We start from the raw sequence: 16,146 nt of genomic DNA on the forward strand, positions 1-16,146 counted from the left end.
AACACCTCACACTCAATCGAAGAAATCATGAGGATTCGTCGCGTTTTGCATCGCTCCTAAGCTGGACGGTCTCTAAAGCCTGCACACCAACACGTATGCCCGTGCGATTCGCTCCTGACCCGCTGTCTTCTGCTGGTGTCTCTACGCTCTTCGGCGGCGTCGAGCGCCAACCATGCAGATGACACCGCAGGCGAAGATCGCGATGCTTGTCGGTTCGGGGACTGTCCCCGCCGCCGCTGGCTCGAGATGAATGTTGTCAAGGAGCAGAAAATCAACCATACTTGTCGGTGCAACACGGATTAGGTCTAAGCCGACGAATGCGGGATTCGAGAAGGTCAGTGGAACATCGCCCAGCGGAGGGTCCGTGATTGATGCCGCAACCGTTCCACCGCCTGTCAGAAAGCCGGTCACATCAAATGACAATCCACTGCCGGTGTTGGTGTTGCCGTAATACAGGAAGTCGACCAGATCGAACGAGCTACTATCGGCAAGCGATATTTCGTAGACGCCCCCACCGATTCCTGAATACGCTGCGCCCGCCGGCGCAGTTGGGCGAATCGAGTTAGGATCTACGCCGACCAAATCGCCCGGTGTCGCGAAGCGGACTCCGTCTTCCACATAGACGGAAACACCTAGGTTGCCGGATTGCCCGGTGAAGGTCATGACGCCCGCATTGGCCTGCGACGCGACGAAGATCATCGTGACGGCCGTGAGGCAGCTAATCATTGGCGGTGAGCAAGGGTGAGATCGCATCCATTTACCTACAGTTGATTCGTTGGAGAGGGCTTCAAGCCAATCGTCGGCGGCCTGAGAGGTTAGACGGCAGCAGGATTCTTCACCGCCTTAACGTAGGTACGGGCGTCCCGATCGATTCTGTCACAAAATGCCATTTTTCTGCGAACCCCGCTGGGAAAGGGCTGCCCAAGTACTTCATTCCGGGAGAGCAAGGGTATCGCCACTGCTGTCAGCGCACACTGCGGTGAGTTTCGGTTCCTGCGAAGCGACAGGCCTGCAACGCCTGGATCTCGGCTTGGAACGACGATCGACGTCCCAATCGCCAATCTGAATGGTGATCTGCCCCTGTGCTGGAGCGATTGCGACCAGGGCGATCTCTGGGCGACCAACCACACCGATCGCCCGACGCGGTTGGGCCACTGGCACGACGATTGCCCCCTTGCATGTCGGTCATACGATTTCCGCAAGCGAATGAGCAACGATGGACTTATTAAAGAAAACCTTCGCCGATTTCTCCAAGGACCGCTGCACCACGTTGGCCGCGGCACTGGCCTACTACACCGCATTTGCGCTGCCGCCCTTGCTGTACTTGCTGTTGACGATCCTCACGTTCGGATTGTCCGTGATGTACGACAGCGAAGCCGCCGAGCAGAAGGCTCAATCCATCCTTCAGAGCCAGGCTTCCGAGATGATCGGCAACCCGACTGCGACCGAAGAGATCGGAACGATCCTGGAGAACAACGATAACGCGAGCGGAAAATGGTGGAAAACACTTCTCAGCTTCGCCGGGATTGTCGTCGGTGCAACGGGAGTTGTCGCGGCGCTGCAGGCCTCGCTCAACCAGGTCTGGGAGGTCAAACCCGACCCGGAGCAGGCCGGTTGGAAAGACATGATCAGCAAACGCGTCCTGTCATTGGGAATGATCATCGGACTGGGCTTTCTGCTGCTCGTCTCGCTCGTGATCTCATCGGTCCTGCAAGGCTTTAGCGAGATGATCGGCGTCTCCGGAACGATGGGAGAAGTCGTCAACTTTGTCGTTCAGGCGCTGGTCGTGTTCGTGATGTTCGCCGCGATTTTCAAATACATGCCCGATGCCATCGTGCGTTGGAAAGACGTCTTTGTCGGAGCGGCGATCACCACCGTATTGTTTCTGGTGGGGCGATTCGCCATGCAAATCTATTTCAATTTCAGCGAACCGGGCGCCCAACTGGGATCCGCCGCAGCCTCCATTGCTGTGCTGCTGGTGTGGGTCTACTACACCGCAATCATCGTCCTGTTGGGAGCCGAAGCGACACAGGTCTATGCGGTGACCTATGGAAGCGGAATCCGGCCGGAATCCGACGCCGTACGGGTCGTTGAAAAGCTGCAACGTCCGGGCGAAGCATCTTCTTCCTGATCGTTTGGCGGCGTCTGCAAGGGTCGCAAGACGCTTGCCACCGATATTGACCGCCTTACATGGGCATGAGACCGTCCAGCGATTTTCCTGAGCTGTCCGTCAAAAACGATAACCGCGGATAGCAGCGCGAACCCACGGATGATCGGCACAGCGTCATGCGTGGCGGCCACGCTGCCATCGGTGGGTTTCGTGCTCGTCAGATCGCTTCTCAAGTGACAGCCAGCGTCCTGTTCCTCTTGACCACCGCAACCGGCTGCTGGGGACGTCGATTCTTTTACTGCAGGATTTGGCTACCGATCTAGATTCTCTCCCCCGGGGAGAGACGGCGTTTGCGCAGCAAGCAAACGCCAGAGAGAATCGGAAACAAAAAAACCTCGCCGGGGTTTCCGGCGAGGTTGACGAGATCTCAGGTCCGCGACGAATCAGTTGCTCGCGGTGTCGAACAGTCGAGTGGGTTCCTCGCTGGTGACTTTGCTCTTGAGCGATTTACTTTGCAGTGTCGCTTCAAATCGGGCACTGCCCGTGCCGGTGGGTTTCGCCGTCACGGTGTACTCGGCGCGGTCGCCCGGCTCCATCGACTTGATCGGAGCAAACGTGATCGTGTCGCCTTCGTTTTCGACGTCCGTGGGGCCCTCGGCCGAATCGAACTTCAAGTTACCGGGAAGTTTGGCACTCAGCTGAACGTCCTGGTCGGGTGCCTGACCTTCGTTCCAAACCGTGATCAGATATTGGACCTTCGATCCATTTTTCACCGGGTCTTCGGCATCGATGACGGCGATTTGCAGTGCGGGCAGACGCACGACGGTTACCGTCGCCATCGCGGTTGCGGTGGTCTTCGCTTCCGCTTTGGCTTGGTCTTCGACCGAGTCGATGCTGCAGACGTAGCTGGCCTGCACTTCCGTGGGCAATTCTTCCAGGTTGTCGGTCCGCACCACGTAGGTGAATTCTGCCGTCTGACCGGGCTCAAGACGATCGATCACAAAGGACTCGCTTTGCAACTGCATCTTTTCTCTCTCGGACTGTTTCTGATCCTTGTTCTTTTTCTGCGATTGCGAATCTTGCTTCTTCGCCAAGGTGGGCTGCCCTTGCTTCTTGTTTTGGCTCGACGATGAGTCTTTTTGCGAACTCGTCTTCAATTGATAGTTATCAAGATCAACCAAGTTAGCCGCGGATGGCCACTTAACGGCCACATCGACCGATTCGGCAGCAACGTTACCGGTGTTGGTAATCGTGGCGGTGAACGTCGCCAGACCATCACCGTAGATTCGCGATGGTCCGGTCACACGAGCGTCGAGATCTGCGGCGCTGACCTTGGTCGTCGTCTTTTTACTGCGGCTTTGCAGATCATCGTTATCCGCTTTGGCGACTGCACGACTGCTGAATTCGCCCGATTTTTTGGCGAAAACGCGAGCGACGAATCGGCGGCTGTCTCCGGCTGCCAGCCCATCGACGGGGAAGGAGAGTTCGCTTTCTCCTTCGATCGTTGCCAACCCTTCACCGAGGGAATCGGTGACGGTGAGCTTGCCGAGGTCGCCGCTCCCACCGTTTTTCACTTCGTACGTCAGCTCGATCACCTCGCAACGATTCGCTTTTTTGGGAGCCGTCTTGGTCAGCTCGAGTTCTGGCTTGACGACCTTCGACGTCAAGCACAGAGCCGGCGTGTAGCTAGCGATTTCGAGGCAGCTACGCAGCTCACCTTCTTCGTCGGCAGTGGCGGAAACGACGAACACACGGCTGTCACCGGGTTGAAGCGTCGAGATCGTCATCTGATCTTTCGAAGCATTTGCGTTTTCTTCTGGTTTGTCTTTCGCTTGCTGCGAATTTTTCGCTTGCTGCGACTCGCTGTCGCCGGGAGATTTTTTCTTACCGTCTTTCCTGCTTTTGTTGGCAGCTTTCGAGTCTTGCTGCTGTTTGGAATCCTGGTTGCCTTTCATCGAAACCGATTCGATGGTCAGGCCTTTTGCTTTGCGTTGCCGCAGCTTGATGTCGTGCAGAACGACATTGTCGGAATTGTTGGTGACTTCGACTTCATACGTGAATTCTTCGCCGATACGAGCTTCATCGGGCATGGCGGCTTTGATCGCCAGCAGGCCATCTCCGGTTTGAACGGACTGTTGGGCGAAAGCCGTCCCCAGGGCGGATGGAATGATCACGGCGAGAGTGCAGGCGATCGCAGACGCGATGCCACGGACGTTTACGGTCATGGTAGTGTCCTACGTTAACGAGGGAGGAAAAACGATGAGCGACCCGATCGCTCATCAGAGTGGCGCGACTCTCAGGCAATCACCATGCCGCTCAAGCTCTTTTTTTGTGAGTTTCTGTTTAGACGCGACGCATCACCGTTGGTACATCCGCGGCAAATCGCGTCGAATCTCCATGCCCGGACCCATTGCCCATTGCCGTCGACACCGCGTTGCCTAGACCGCTTCGGCGATCGGCTCGTCTTCTTTCAGCGGCTCACACGGCTGCCCGGGCAAACATGGGTCCTCACCTAAGACGACAGCGAGCGGGTAGGTCGCGTCGAAACTGGCGAAGACCTGACGCATCACGATCAGCAATGGAACGGATAAGAAAATACCCGGCAGTCCCCACATGAATCCCCAAAACGCGACGGCTACCAGGACCACCAACGAACCAACCTTGAGTGACTTTCCTAGGATCGCTGGAGTCACAAACTGACCTTCGACAGCGGTCGTGATCCAAAAACTTGCTGCCATCAAAGCCGCCCGCGAAAAAGAGTCAAAAGCCGTTCCCGCTGCAACAAAAACGACCAGGGTGCCCGCTATCGGACCGAGGTACGGGACAAAGTTGAACAACATCGCCATCGCTCCCCAAAGATACGGAGTCGGCATACCGACGATCCACATCACCAGGGTAACGGCGAGCCCCAGCCCAAGGTTGATCAGCGTAATCTGACCGAGGTAACGGCCGACGCTTTCCTGAATCTCGCCAACCGTTTCCAACACCTGATCGCGTTTTTCTTGGTCCCGCAATACCATCAATACTCGGTTGAGAACGTCATCGCCGTTGCACAACATAAAGAACGTCAGCACACCGATTGCGGCGACGAATGCCAGCACGTGGCCGGTTTTGTTGATCAGGTATGCCGGGTCCACAATGCTGGGTTTCTCCACCGAAACGGTGACTTCAGCGGACTCCCGCTGTAACCCCGACGTCGCCGTGTCGAGTTGCTCTTCCGCGCGGTCAACCGTCGTCAGGGGTTCGGCAACCTGGTCAAATTTTCCACGCAGCCTGGTGACACTCTCGGGTGCATCGGCGAGCCAGGTTTGAAGTGGCGTGTACAGCAGAATTGCCGCCAAGGCGATGACTGAAAAGAACACCAGAATCACCATCGCAGACGCAACCGTCTGGCTCAATCCGATACGACACATACGCACCACGCCCGGGCGCAGCGTCAGATAGGCGACCAACGAAATCGTCAGCGGCACCAACAGGCTACTTGCAACATAGATCGCGCCCAAGACCAGGATGACTGCGATGCAGATGACCCACGGTGAATGAGACGTGGGGCCTGATGCCCGCCCCAGCCGATAGCGATTGGAACTGACCTCATAACGGGGCAACCGTGACTCCGCAGCCCGATCTTGTCGTTGGGCGTCTTTCATTCGACCGACTCCATCGAATTCCATTTCTCTTCCTTGGCCGCCAAAGTGACCCGACGCAACGATGGTTTCGACGATCGGTGCTTTTGCGGTATCAGACTCATCGTGTTCCCTCATCGTCATGGATCGGCGTGATCGTCGGGTTTCGGATGCCGACGGGAGTCTCGCGGCATCCACCCGGAGAATGCAAACGATGTGCCGCGGGGTGCCCCGGGATTCTGTCGCGATGCAAACGCTCGGAGCTGACGCGATGTCGGTGGTTGGTTGAGAGCGTGATCAATTACCCGATCGTAGTCATCCGATCACGGAGTTATCCGATCGCGGAAACCTGGCAGATCGATCGATGAAGGACTGTGTCTACGCAACGCTGGTGTTCAAATCCGCCGCAACGTCGATGCGACTTCCGCCATCGTGATCGCTATCGAACCAATCGACCGATGGTCTTGACGAGGTAACACCGTTTGGCACACCGCTTGCGACGATTCCTGCCGACTCGAACAAAACGCTGTCTCTCGGAACGTGCCGAAGCGTCGGCGACCTTGAAACTCGATTCCCAATTAGGAACGACAATGAAAACCTTATTGACAATGCTGACTGTTGCCATCGGATTGACGTTCGTCGGCTGCGACGACTCCGTCTATGACGAGCGAGCCGAACAGGTACGGGACACCTCACAGGATGTTGCCGCGGAGGTTCGCGACACTTATGACGCTGCGGCCGAAAACGTCGAAGATCGGTACGAATCGGCACGTCCGGCTCTCGAAGAATCCGCTGAAGAACGGGCCGAAGAAATCGAAGACCGAGGCGAAACCGTCGCGGACCGCGTGGAAGATGCCGGTGAACGTCGTGCAGACAATCTCGAAGAATTGGATGACGACGAGGTCGTTACCGAAATCGAGTAGATCTCATCGATCAAACAGATGTCTTGCCGCGGATCTCCGCTGAGGTATGACAACAATCTTTCAACAGCCGGCGACTCCGCCGGCTGTTTTTTTTGGCTCCGACGGCAGCAGACATACCGACGCGTTGGATGCAGAGGACGCGCGACACTCTTGTAAAACGACGCCGGTCAATCGTCACCACTCGGAACGTCGCTTGTGCACGGATCTCATCTGCACCGCATCGACCACGTCGAGTGATAAGCCATCACCAACTGTGGTGCATCCGTCCAGATCGTGACTCAACGCGTCTCTCAGAAGCATTGGCACAACACTTGCGACTTCTTGATGCATCTCACCCCACCACTCGCATGAAGGAGTTTGAGAATGATTCAAACCACCAAAGGCGTGACCAGCGGAAATCCGGATGCGACGGTCGCACCTGATAACGCGGCACCCGAACAAGAACACCAGGGCGCGGACTACGCCAAACAAAGGGCGTCGGAAGTTTCCGCGACCGTGAAGCAGACCGCATCGGTCAAGCAAGAGGAACTCAAGCAGCAAGCTGCCGAGGTGGCCGACGTCGCAAAGCAGAAGGCCAGTGAAGCGGCCGAGCAAGCGAAACAATCCGGCGCTCAGTATGCTCGCGAGAAGAAACTACGTCTGGCCGAAGAGATCGGGGTCTTCAGCGGAGCGATCCGCAAGGCTTCCGGAAAGTTGCACGACGAGCAACATGATTCGATTGCGAGCTACGTCGACGCAGCTGCCGGGCAACTGGACCAATTTCGTCAATCACTCGAATCGAAAGACATCGGAGAGATCGTCGACGACGTTCAAGACTTCGCGCGGCGTCGGCCCGAGATCGTCTATGGCGGGCTGTTCGTTGCCGGCTTGGCCGCCATGCGTTTTCTAAAGGCGTCCAAACCCGCTTGCCAGCGAAAGGTCAGTCCTCACGATCTGTCGCACCACGACAATCGACCACCTGCGGCGTTCGGCCATGCCCCCTCGAGCCACCCCAATCCGCCCCGGCCCCAGTCGTCGGTCGATCACCAGGGGCACACCACGTTCGACCAAATGGGAGGCCCCACGTCATGAGTACCGGATACCAAACCAACGGAACGAACCGTGTCGCTGATTCCGATATCAACGACCCTCGTTCGCTGAGCGACCTGATCAAAGAACTTCGCGACGAGTCCGTCGCGTTGGTCCGCGAAGAAGTCGCGTTGGCGAAAACGGAGATGAGCGAGAAGGCAAACGTGGTCGGACGAAATTCGGCCCTGCTGATCGTTGGCGGCGCTGTCGCCCACCTCGGACTCATCTTTCTCTTACTCGCCGTCTCGTACGGCTTGTACGTCGCGATCGGGCTGGCGGGATTACCGGTTCATGCCTTGTGGATCGCCCCGTTGATCGTCGGACTCGTGGTCGGCGGAATCGGATTGGCAATGTTCGCGAAAGCGAAAGAGACACTGGCCAACTTCTCGCCGGTACCCGAACGAACGAAACAATCTTTGAAGGAGGACAAGCAATGGCTACAAGCCAAAACCAAGTGAACAAGAATGGTCACTACGACAACAGGACTCACGTCAACCGCGTCCCCCCGATCGACGACCTTGAACATCGCGATAGCGGTGAAATCAAGCGACGGATCGACCAGACACGTGGTGCAATGGATGAAACACTGGATGAACTTGGCGAACGGTTAAATCCCCGCAATCTCCTCGATGACGTCATCTCCATCTTTCGCAGCCCCCAGACGCGTGATACTGCCAAACGTGCAAGCGATGCCGCGAGCGACTTTGCCAGTAATCTCTCTCGACAGGTCAGTGAAAACCCGATCGGCGCGACCCTTGTGGGTGCCGGATTGGCATGGCTCGCGCTGGGCAGTCGACGTGACACGGTGGACCCGGATGATGATGCGGAGATGACCGACTTCGACGACCAGCCGTACTACACCGAAAACGACTTGTTGCTCGACCCCCGTTACGACGGCAGTCGACATCAACCGGAAATCATCGTTCCGGAAAGCTTCGACGACGATGAGGATTCTCAGAGTACGCTGCGTAGAGCTAGAGACCAAGTATCCTCAGCCGCTTCCACCGCCGGCGATGCTCTCGGCTCCACGTGGGAATCGACGAAGGCGGGGGCCTCGTCCGCCGCCGAATCTGCTTCGGACGCCACCAATCGCGCCGGCAACGCGGTCAGCGCGGCCGCGTCATCGGTCGTTTCCGGTGCCAAATCCGCCGCATCGTCGGTTGGAGAAGCGGTTTCATCGGCGACAGCGTCGACCAGCGAAGCATCCCGCCGCGCGTACCTGCGGAGCCGCGCCGTTGCACGCGATGCGGGTCGCGTGACTCGACGCGCCGGACGACGGTCTGGACGGCAACTCTCCGATGCGACCTCCCAGACCGGAGACCATGTTGCGCAGGTGTACGACAGAACTACCCGCCGGGTTCAACGTGCCCACGATGAGACGCCGTTAGCGTTGGGACTGGGAATCCTTGCACTAGGTGCAATTACCGGCGCGCTAATTCCACGAACCCGCCGTGAAGATGAATGGATGGGCGAACAGTCGGATGCGGTGACGCGAGAGGCTCAACGACAAGCCGAACGGGCGATCAACCGTGGTCAGGAAGCCGTCGAAAACACGGTGGAAGCGGCCAAGCAATCTGCCCAGTCGCAAGGTCTGACCGGGGATAGCCTCGCCGAACGAGCAACACGCGTCGTTGAGAAGGCATCCGATTCGATCCGCGAGGCCGCTAGAGAGGAAAGGTTGCATCCCGAGCAACTGAGAAGCGATGCCGAGACGGTGGCCGAAGACGCCAAACAGCAAGCGATGGCAGAAGGGACGGACGCCAAGCAGGCTGCCAAGGCTGAAGTCGCACAGATGGACGAGGATGCGAAAAAGGCGATCGATAGCTAGACCGCTTACGGCACCGGCGACAACAATATTCCCAGCGGTGCACAGAGCCAGCGGACGATCGACGTCGTCCGCTGGCTACTGTTTTTGGCTAATTTGGTAAATCGCCTTCAATCATGGCTGAGGAAGTCGAAGTGCGATTGGGTGCTGTGATTTGGTGCCAACCCGTAGCTGGGTAGCATCGGTTACACTTGGTGGGTAGCACCATTCATTCATTCGCAAGGAAGTGGCGTAAGCTTCCAGCTTGCGTTTGACGAGTGACGAGTGAAACGAGACGGCAAGCTGGACGCATACCCCACTGCTAAAAACAGACAAAGCACTCGCGTGACCCTGCAACGCGGTTCGTGCCCGTTTACAGCGAACGCAAGAACTGCACGAGATCGGCCTTTTCCTCCGGCGTCAGGTCCAATCCGAACCACAGATCATAGATCTCGACAACGTCTTCGAGTGTCTCGGCACTGCCGTCATGAAAATACGGGGCGTGCTGCCACAATCCTCGCAGCGGCGTCGTGCGCCATTTCTTTGTGATCGATGCCGGCCGCAGGGCGTAGGCCGGATTGGTGGGGATGAATTCCGGATCCCACAACAAGGGAGCATCAGTGAACGTCGGCGGAACATGGCACGTCGCGCAGCCAGCTTTGTTGATGAAGATCTCCTCCCCCCGCGCCGCGGCGGCGGGGTCAAAAAATCCGTCCGGCGGCGGCGGGGTCTTGAGGGTGAGCTGATACTTCAGCAGGGCGTTCAGCTTGGGTCTCACGCGATCGGGTCTTACCCGGATGTCCAGCCCCAGCGCGGGTTCAAAGAACGACCCTTGGCCGTGCATCTGGGTCACGGCAACGTAGCGATTCCAATAAGAAATCGGCCCCACGCCCAAAAATGTCTCCAATTCGACGCCTTGCAGCCCGTAGGCCGGCGGGAGCACAACGGGGAGACTCTGGCTATCCTGATTGAAGTACGGGTCGTAGCGTCCCGGGCCCCAGCTGCGAAAGACCTCCTTCGTGCTCTCGTCAATCGCGGGTGAACTCGCAACGATCGCACCGACGTTCAGATCCAGGTTGGCCCAGCCATCGAGACGCGAGCCGATCCCCGGCGCGACCGAGTCATCCACCACCGAATGACAGAGCGCGCAAGTGGTCCCCAGTTTGACGATCTGCAGGTCGCCGGTTTTTCGATTCCTCTTCACCTTCGCTTTCAGCCCCAGGACGGCATCACGCCGCAGCAGTTCAAGCGTGGTCTGCGGATCTTCGAGATCGGCTCGGCCAAGAAAGTCTTTCGGAAGCCGATCGGCGTCGACCTTCAAGCCGAGCTCCAAGGCGGTCAGTGGATCGACGGCGGTTTGGATGACTTCGTGAAGACGGAGCTGACCGGTCCAAAAGGGCTCGTTGCCGAAGGTGTCATGGCGAAAGATCTGCTTTCCGGGCATTGCCCGAGCGATGCCACCGCGATGATGATGCCGGCGTGAGAACGAGCCGTCTTCAGAATGTACGGCCTTGAACGCAAAGGCCCCCGCCAAAAACAAGAACAAGCAGAGCAGTGTGGTTAGACGCCGCTTGCTTCCCGCCATGGGGTGCAAGTTACGGTAGTTGAAATGCATGCCATCTCCTTCTTTGTTGATGATCGCCCACTCCCTGCGTGGGCCTGCCTATGAAGACGTGTGAGACGAACGCTGATCACTGGCATCAGCGTTGTTCTCACCTACAGAGTGCGGAACAGGCGATCGGTTACAGAAAAGATTGGGCGATGCTTTGCCTGCGGATTACCAAACTTGTTCGCCTTGTTCCCGGGCTCCCGCCTCCTAGCTGCCATCAGCGCGTGGCAGGCCCCACCGCGGCCGAGCGTTTCAAGGCGGATCCTTGGAACGAGTTGAAAATCAACACGCCGAATCGCCTGCGGATCAACAGACTATCGGCCTTGGATGCGGCGCATCACGCTTTCGACCAGCCGATCACATCGAGCGCCGTCGAACTGGTGGAGCAAGCGGACCTCTTCACCGATTTGTCGATCGATCTTCCGCTGCAGTAACGTCCGCGCTCGGTAAAGTCGCGTTTTGACGTTCGCTTCCGACAGACGAAGACATTCGGCCGTTTCGCGGGTATCCAGACCGTCGACGACCCTCAGGACGAACACGGTGCGTAAGTCCTGCGGGAGCGCATCGACGGATCGGACCAGCATGCTTTGAAGTTCTCGGCGACTTGCGTGTTCGAATGGGTCGTCCGTTTTTGCGCTGTCATGCATGGTACAAGCCTCCGACGGATCGATCTGCAACGATCGAAAACGCTGTCGAATCCTGCGCCGACCGAGGGCTTCGTAGACCGTGATCTTTGTCAGCCACGTGGAAAACGCAGCGTCGCCCCTGAACTGCGAAAGGTGTTCGTAGGCGCGGACGTACGTCTCCTGAACGGCATCTTCGGCTTCGGCGTCATTTCCCAGAATGCTTCTCGCCACACGGAACAGACGTTGGTTGTAACGTCGCATCAGGAGTTCAAACGAGGCCAAGTCACCGCCCCGCACACGATCAACGATCGTCTCGTCTGTCAGCGCATCGGCCCGCATTTCATCGCTCTCCAGTTCGTCACGCTGTCGCATCGGCAACTGTCCCTCCGAACCAATGCTCACCCCGAATCCCGGCGATGCGTCCCAAACTGTACGCGCCGACTGCCATCACCAGATCACGCACCGCCACATCCAGATACCCGGCCGGAATCAACAGCAGTGCGATCAGCACCAGCCAGGCCATCACGACGTACGCTCCAAGTCGAGTGAGCATCGTCAGCACCGCCAATCCGGCAACCATCTCGATGCACCCCACCAGCATCATGAAAGCAGCGGGGCTGACGGGCAACAGCGGCACGACGAATTCAGGAAGATACTGCTCCCAGTTGGCGAGGATTCCCAGAAACTTGTCCAAGCCCGCCAGAAACGGGACCAGTCCATAGGCAATCCGCAGCGGATAATACACGGTTTTCAAGGGGGAATGGTCGGATGATTCCATGGGACATGTCTCCGGTTGAGAGGTTCAGATGTGTGTTTCCTCCCCTTACAGAGCGAGCAACTTCAATTTGGTGACAACAAATTCGGCGGCCCGCAAAAACTCCGGCGGCCGCCCCTTCTCCGATGGTCAACCACGACGACGATCCGACAAGCCTGCGCCGTAAGCACGCCCCCATCAACGGAAACACCTATTGAGTGCCACCCACCGACAAATGATTTGAGATGGCAGAAAAATCAGGGGCAGAAAAATGGAACGGGATGGAGGGGAGAACGGGCGGCAGGAAAATGGCTGGCAAGAAAAGAGGGCACGGAGAGACCTAGACGCCAACGAGCTGAACCAGACTCAAAATAGGGCCCTCCATTTGGTGCCACCCACCAAACCAGCATGGCAACGCAGGCGTACGCACCTGCTAGCAAACCCGTAGCTGGGTAACATCGGCTGCCGTTGATGGGTGGCACCATTCATCGATTCATCGGTGGCACCATTCATCGCCGCACCATTCATCGCCCGCTGTAAAGAACCCCACCCTGTTAGAAATTGGCCCACGGATAGCAGCGCGAACCCACGGATGTTTTGATGCCTGTGATCCGTGGGTTCGCCCTGCTATCCGTGGGTTTTCATCAGTCGCAACGATGCTGCAATATGGTGCAATTTGGTGCCACCCAGCAAACCAGTAACGCAACGCAGGCGTTCCCACCTGCTAGCAAACTCGCAACTGAGTAGCATCGGCTATCGTTGGTGGGTGGCACCTTTCATCCGTGGCACCTTTCATCCCCTTTCATCCGGTGGGTGGCACCTTTCATCGTTAAAGTCCGGCATCGAAGTTCACGAGATCACCAGGTTTGATCACGATCGCCTCTCCAACCGGCAATGGCTCGTCCATTCCCTTGATGAATACGTTCAGGTCGTAAGTTCCTGGCGGCACGACATAGGGAGACCAAAGACGATCGTTGTTTCCGACCACCCCGCCATGCTTGACGTTGATCGCCGGGGCAGCTGTTGCAGCACCTTCGCCGTGTCCATCGGTCGCTGTCGTTTGCACGGGAATCAATTCCCAACCCAAAACATCCGTTCCCGGTTGAAGCTGGAATCCGCTGTCGAGTGTGACAACGGTATCCTTGCCCGGCTGAACGACCACGGTGCGTGCCACGACAGTCGGAGCTGCACGCTTATTGATACTGTAGAGGAATTGAATGTCGTAGACGCCCGCGACCATCGGCTTGGGTTTGAAGTGATAGTAGGTATTGCCGTTCTTTCGAACGCGCGCGACGACATGGTTGGTTCCGGCATCGGTGATCAGGACTTCTTCGACCGCGATCTTCTCTTCCAGCTCTTTCGCGATATTGAACGAAATCGAACCGAGGCTCAATCGGCGTGTTTCGCCTTTGGAAATCGTGACCTCTCCCAAACTCGACTCCGTTGGACGGCCATAACTGGGTGTCGCGAATCCGAGCGATACAAAATACGTCCCCGACAGCAGCGGGTACGTGCCATCGGGCTTGGGCCCTTCGACGGTCCGCTTGACGTCGCCGGATTCAGGGTTGCCGATCTTTAAGTTCTTCAGACTCACTTCAGAACCGATTGGCATGGTGACGCGCAACTTGCCGAGTCCTGAACGGGCTGCTTTCGCATTCACTTTGGCCGGGTCAACCTGCTGCACCTTCTCCAGAACTTCCGCACTGACTTCCTGTAACGCTTTCAGCAATTCGGTCGCGTCGGCGGCTGGGAAATATCGTCCACGTCCCTGCTCCGCGATACATTGCAATTGTTGTGCAGCGGATGCATCGACATCAAATCCGACGACGTGCAACACGAACTTGACGCCCGTCGCGTTCAATTGTGCGACGACTTGACAGGGATCGCCGCCACAGGTCTCGATGCCGTCGCTGACCAGAATGATCGTCGTTTCGGCGTCCTTCATTTTCAACTGGTTTGCCACCGACAGAATGGCCGACGAGATCGGCGTTCTGCCCTTCGGTTGCAAATGGTCGATCTGGCTCAGAAGTTCCTGCCGGTCGTTGCTTCCCGCAGGTATCAAAGTCTCGATGTCGCTGCAGTCGCCCGCCCTGCGATGTCCGTAGGCGGTCAATCCGACTCGAATGTTCTCGTCCAGTTGGGGAACCACTTCATGCATCACCTCTTTGGCGGCGACGATTTTCTGTTTCCCCGCGACAACCTCTGACATGCTACCCGACGAATCCAGAATCAACATGATTTCGGGGTAAGAATCGGCCGCAGCGTTGGAGGTCAAATGCCCACTCAAAAGCCATCCAACGACCACTGCCAGCTTGGAAAATCGTACGAACATTCTTTTACTCGTTTGCGAATCAGGATTCCCGGGTGTCACCGCTAAGGGTTCTGTAGCTCCTGTTACACCAGAGGGGCGGCGAACAAGGTTGGCATGCGGGCAAAGCGACACGCCGACAGGTCGACGCGCCACCAGAACGCTGCAACCGCAAGAATCATCACGACCCCATCCGTCGACGAATCAAATGGCCCTCCATTTGGTGCCACCCACCAAACCAGCATGGCAACGCAGGCGTACGCACCTGCTAGCAAACCCGTAGCTGGGTAACATCGGCTGCCGTTGGTGGGTGGCACCATTCATCGCCCGCTGTGAAGAACCCCACCCTGTTAGAAACTTGCCCACGGATAGCAGCGCGAACCCACGGATGTTTTGATGCCTGTGATCCGTGGGTTCGCCCTGCTATCCGTGGGTTTTCATCAGTCGCAACGATGCTGCAATGTGGTGCAATTTGGTGCCACCCAGCAATCCAGTAACGCAACGCAGGCGTTCCCACCTGCTAGCAAACTCGCAACTGGGTAGCATCGGCTATCGTTGGTGGGTGGCACCTTTCATCCCCTTTCAACCGGTGGGTGGCACCTTTCATCGGTGCTTTCCGGGCCCTACCGCTACGTTCGAAATCCGATGGCGCTGGCAGGAGTCCTGCAGGGGGGCGCGGTCGGTTGGTTGCTCGGCAGCTCTAGCGTTGTCGGTTACTCACTTGCCGGCGCCGTCGTTTGGCACCTGTTTGTCCGGCCGATCGAAGAAGCCGATCTGCAAAAACGATTCGGCGACAACTATCGAATGTATCAACATCGTGTTCGCCTGTGGCTGCCGACGTTCGCCATCAACAGCGAATCGACTCTGGGCATTCCAAGAGACAGGTAGGAAAATGTTGGGTAGGAAGAATCCCTGCCGCGATCGCTGTTCTGTTTGTTGGGGTTCTCTCCAGCCTCCGTTTTTCACCCCAAATCTTCCTACCTTCTAGACGACCGACGACTCCTCATCATGCCACCGGCACCAACAGCCGACGCAAGGCCACAATGTCGATTGCGAAGGCCTGCGGCGGGGTCAGGCGTCGCCTTCTTGAACCTGAAAACCGAGAATCAAGCCTGCCCCCAGCGCCGGCGGATGGGCTTCACCGCACAATAACGCCCTTCAGAGCAGCGTTACACGCAGTGCGAGACCTGAACGTCACCAGGATCGACAACTTCCGAGCTCGGTTTCCGAGCCATAGCGATCTCCCCAAGATGACGTGGGCAAGGCAAAAGCAGACCAAAGCAATGGCCGAGTTTCAAGAACGTATGGGTAGCTCTTTTGT

General features: G+C 57.4%; 13 protein-coding genes. 6 read left to right on the forward strand and 7 right to left on the reverse strand.

Features of this window, described 5'->3' with window-relative positions; all coding sequences use genetic code 11:
- Positions 1-141: 141 nt before the first annotated feature.
- Positions 142-699 (reverse strand): PEP-CTERM sorting domain-containing protein, encoded by a 558-nt coding sequence (locus Enr13x_RS17650; RefSeq protein WP_197456107.1) that lies wholly within the window; start codon positions 697-699, stop codon positions 142-144.
- Between the two features lie 517 nt (positions 700-1,216).
- On the opposite strand from Enr13x_RS17650, the gene Enr13x_RS17655 reads away from it, so the two are divergent.
- Positions 1,217-2,131 (forward strand): YihY/virulence factor BrkB family protein, encoded by a 915-nt coding sequence (locus tag Enr13x_RS17655; protein WP_145388225.1) that lies wholly within the window; start codon positions 1,217-1,219, stop codon positions 2,129-2,131.
- Positions 2,132-2,553: 422 nt separating this feature from the next.
- Here the strand turns inward: Enr13x_RS17655 and Enr13x_RS17660 are convergent, their stop codons facing one another.
- Both Enr13x_RS17660 and Enr13x_RS17665 read right to left on the reverse strand, forming a co-directional pair.
- The gene (locus Enr13x_RS17660; protein ID WP_197456108.1) at positions 2,554-4,335 is read right to left on the reverse strand and encodes a DUF11 domain-containing protein; all 1,782 of its coding nucleotides are present in this window, start codon (positions 4,333-4,335) and stop codon (positions 2,554-2,556) included.
- 213 nt (positions 4,336-4,548) lie between these two features.
- A complete protein-coding gene (locus Enr13x_RS17665) occupies positions 4,549-5,877 on the reverse strand; it encodes an AI-2E family transporter (RefSeq protein ID WP_231744357.1) in 1,329 nt (442 codons plus the stop codon).
- 446 nt (positions 5,878-6,323) lie between these two features.
- On the opposite strand from Enr13x_RS17665, the gene Enr13x_RS17670 reads away from it, so the two are divergent.
- From Enr13x_RS17670 to Enr13x_RS17685, 4 genes are all read left to right on the forward strand, one after another.
- Complete coding sequence (locus tag Enr13x_RS17670; protein ID WP_145388226.1) at positions 6,324-6,656, forward strand: hypothetical protein; 333 nt, start codon at positions 6,324-6,326, stop codon at positions 6,654-6,656.
- A gap of 363 nt (positions 6,657-7,019) precedes the next feature.
- Complete coding sequence (locus Enr13x_RS17675) at positions 7,020-7,727, forward strand: hypothetical protein (RefSeq protein WP_145388228.1); 708 nt, start codon at positions 7,020-7,022, stop codon at positions 7,725-7,727.
- A complete protein-coding gene (locus tag Enr13x_RS17680; RefSeq protein ID WP_145388230.1) occupies positions 7,724-8,182 on the forward strand; it encodes a phage holin family protein in 459 nt (152 codons plus the stop codon). Before Enr13x_RS17675 ends, Enr13x_RS17680 begins: the two co-directional genes overlap by 4 nt.
- Positions 8,158-9,552, forward strand: coding sequence for a DUF3618 domain-containing protein (locus Enr13x_RS17685; protein WP_145388232.1), 1,395 nt, complete (start codon positions 8,158-8,160; stop codon positions 9,550-9,552). The genes Enr13x_RS17680 and Enr13x_RS17685 overlap by 25 nt, the downstream gene beginning before the upstream one ends.
- Positions 9,553-9,901: 349 nt before the next feature.
- Here Enr13x_RS17685 and Enr13x_RS17690 read toward each other — a convergent pair whose 3' ends face one another.
- From Enr13x_RS17690 to Enr13x_RS17705, 4 genes are all read right to left on the reverse strand, one after another.
- Positions 9,902-11,143 carry a c-type cytochrome gene (locus tag Enr13x_RS17690; protein ID WP_145388234.1) on the reverse strand — a complete coding sequence of 414 codons (1,242 nt, stop codon included), beginning with the start codon at positions 11,141-11,143 and terminating at the stop codon, positions 9,902-9,904.
- A 308-nt stretch (positions 11,144-11,451) separates the two neighbouring features.
- Positions 11,452-12,135 (reverse strand): RNA polymerase sigma factor, encoded by a 684-nt coding sequence (locus tag Enr13x_RS17695; RefSeq protein ID WP_145388236.1) that lies wholly within the window; start codon positions 12,133-12,135, stop codon positions 11,452-11,454.
- Positions 12,122-12,541, reverse strand: a complete 420-nt coding sequence (locus Enr13x_RS17700; protein WP_145388238.1) for a DoxX family membrane protein — start codon at positions 12,539-12,541, stop codon at positions 12,122-12,124. Before Enr13x_RS17700 ends, Enr13x_RS17695 begins: the two co-directional genes overlap by 14 nt.
- Before the next feature lie 805 nt (positions 12,542-13,346).
- Positions 13,347-14,849, reverse strand: a complete 1,503-nt coding sequence (locus tag Enr13x_RS17705) for a vWA domain-containing protein (protein WP_145388240.1) — start codon at positions 14,847-14,849, stop codon at positions 13,347-13,349.
- Positions 14,850-15,470: 621 nt separating this feature from the next.
- Here Enr13x_RS17705 and Enr13x_RS17710 point away from each other — a divergent pair.
- Entirely contained in the window at positions 15,471-15,713 is a 243-nt protein-coding gene (locus Enr13x_RS17710; protein ID WP_145388242.1) for a hypothetical protein, read from the forward strand.
- The last annotated feature ends 433 nt before the right edge of the window (positions 15,714-16,146 follow it).

It is taken from the genome of Stieleria neptunia, from assembly GCF_007754155.1.
GTDB lineage: Bacteria > Planctomycetota > Planctomycetia > Pirellulales > Pirellulaceae > Stieleria > Stieleria neptunia.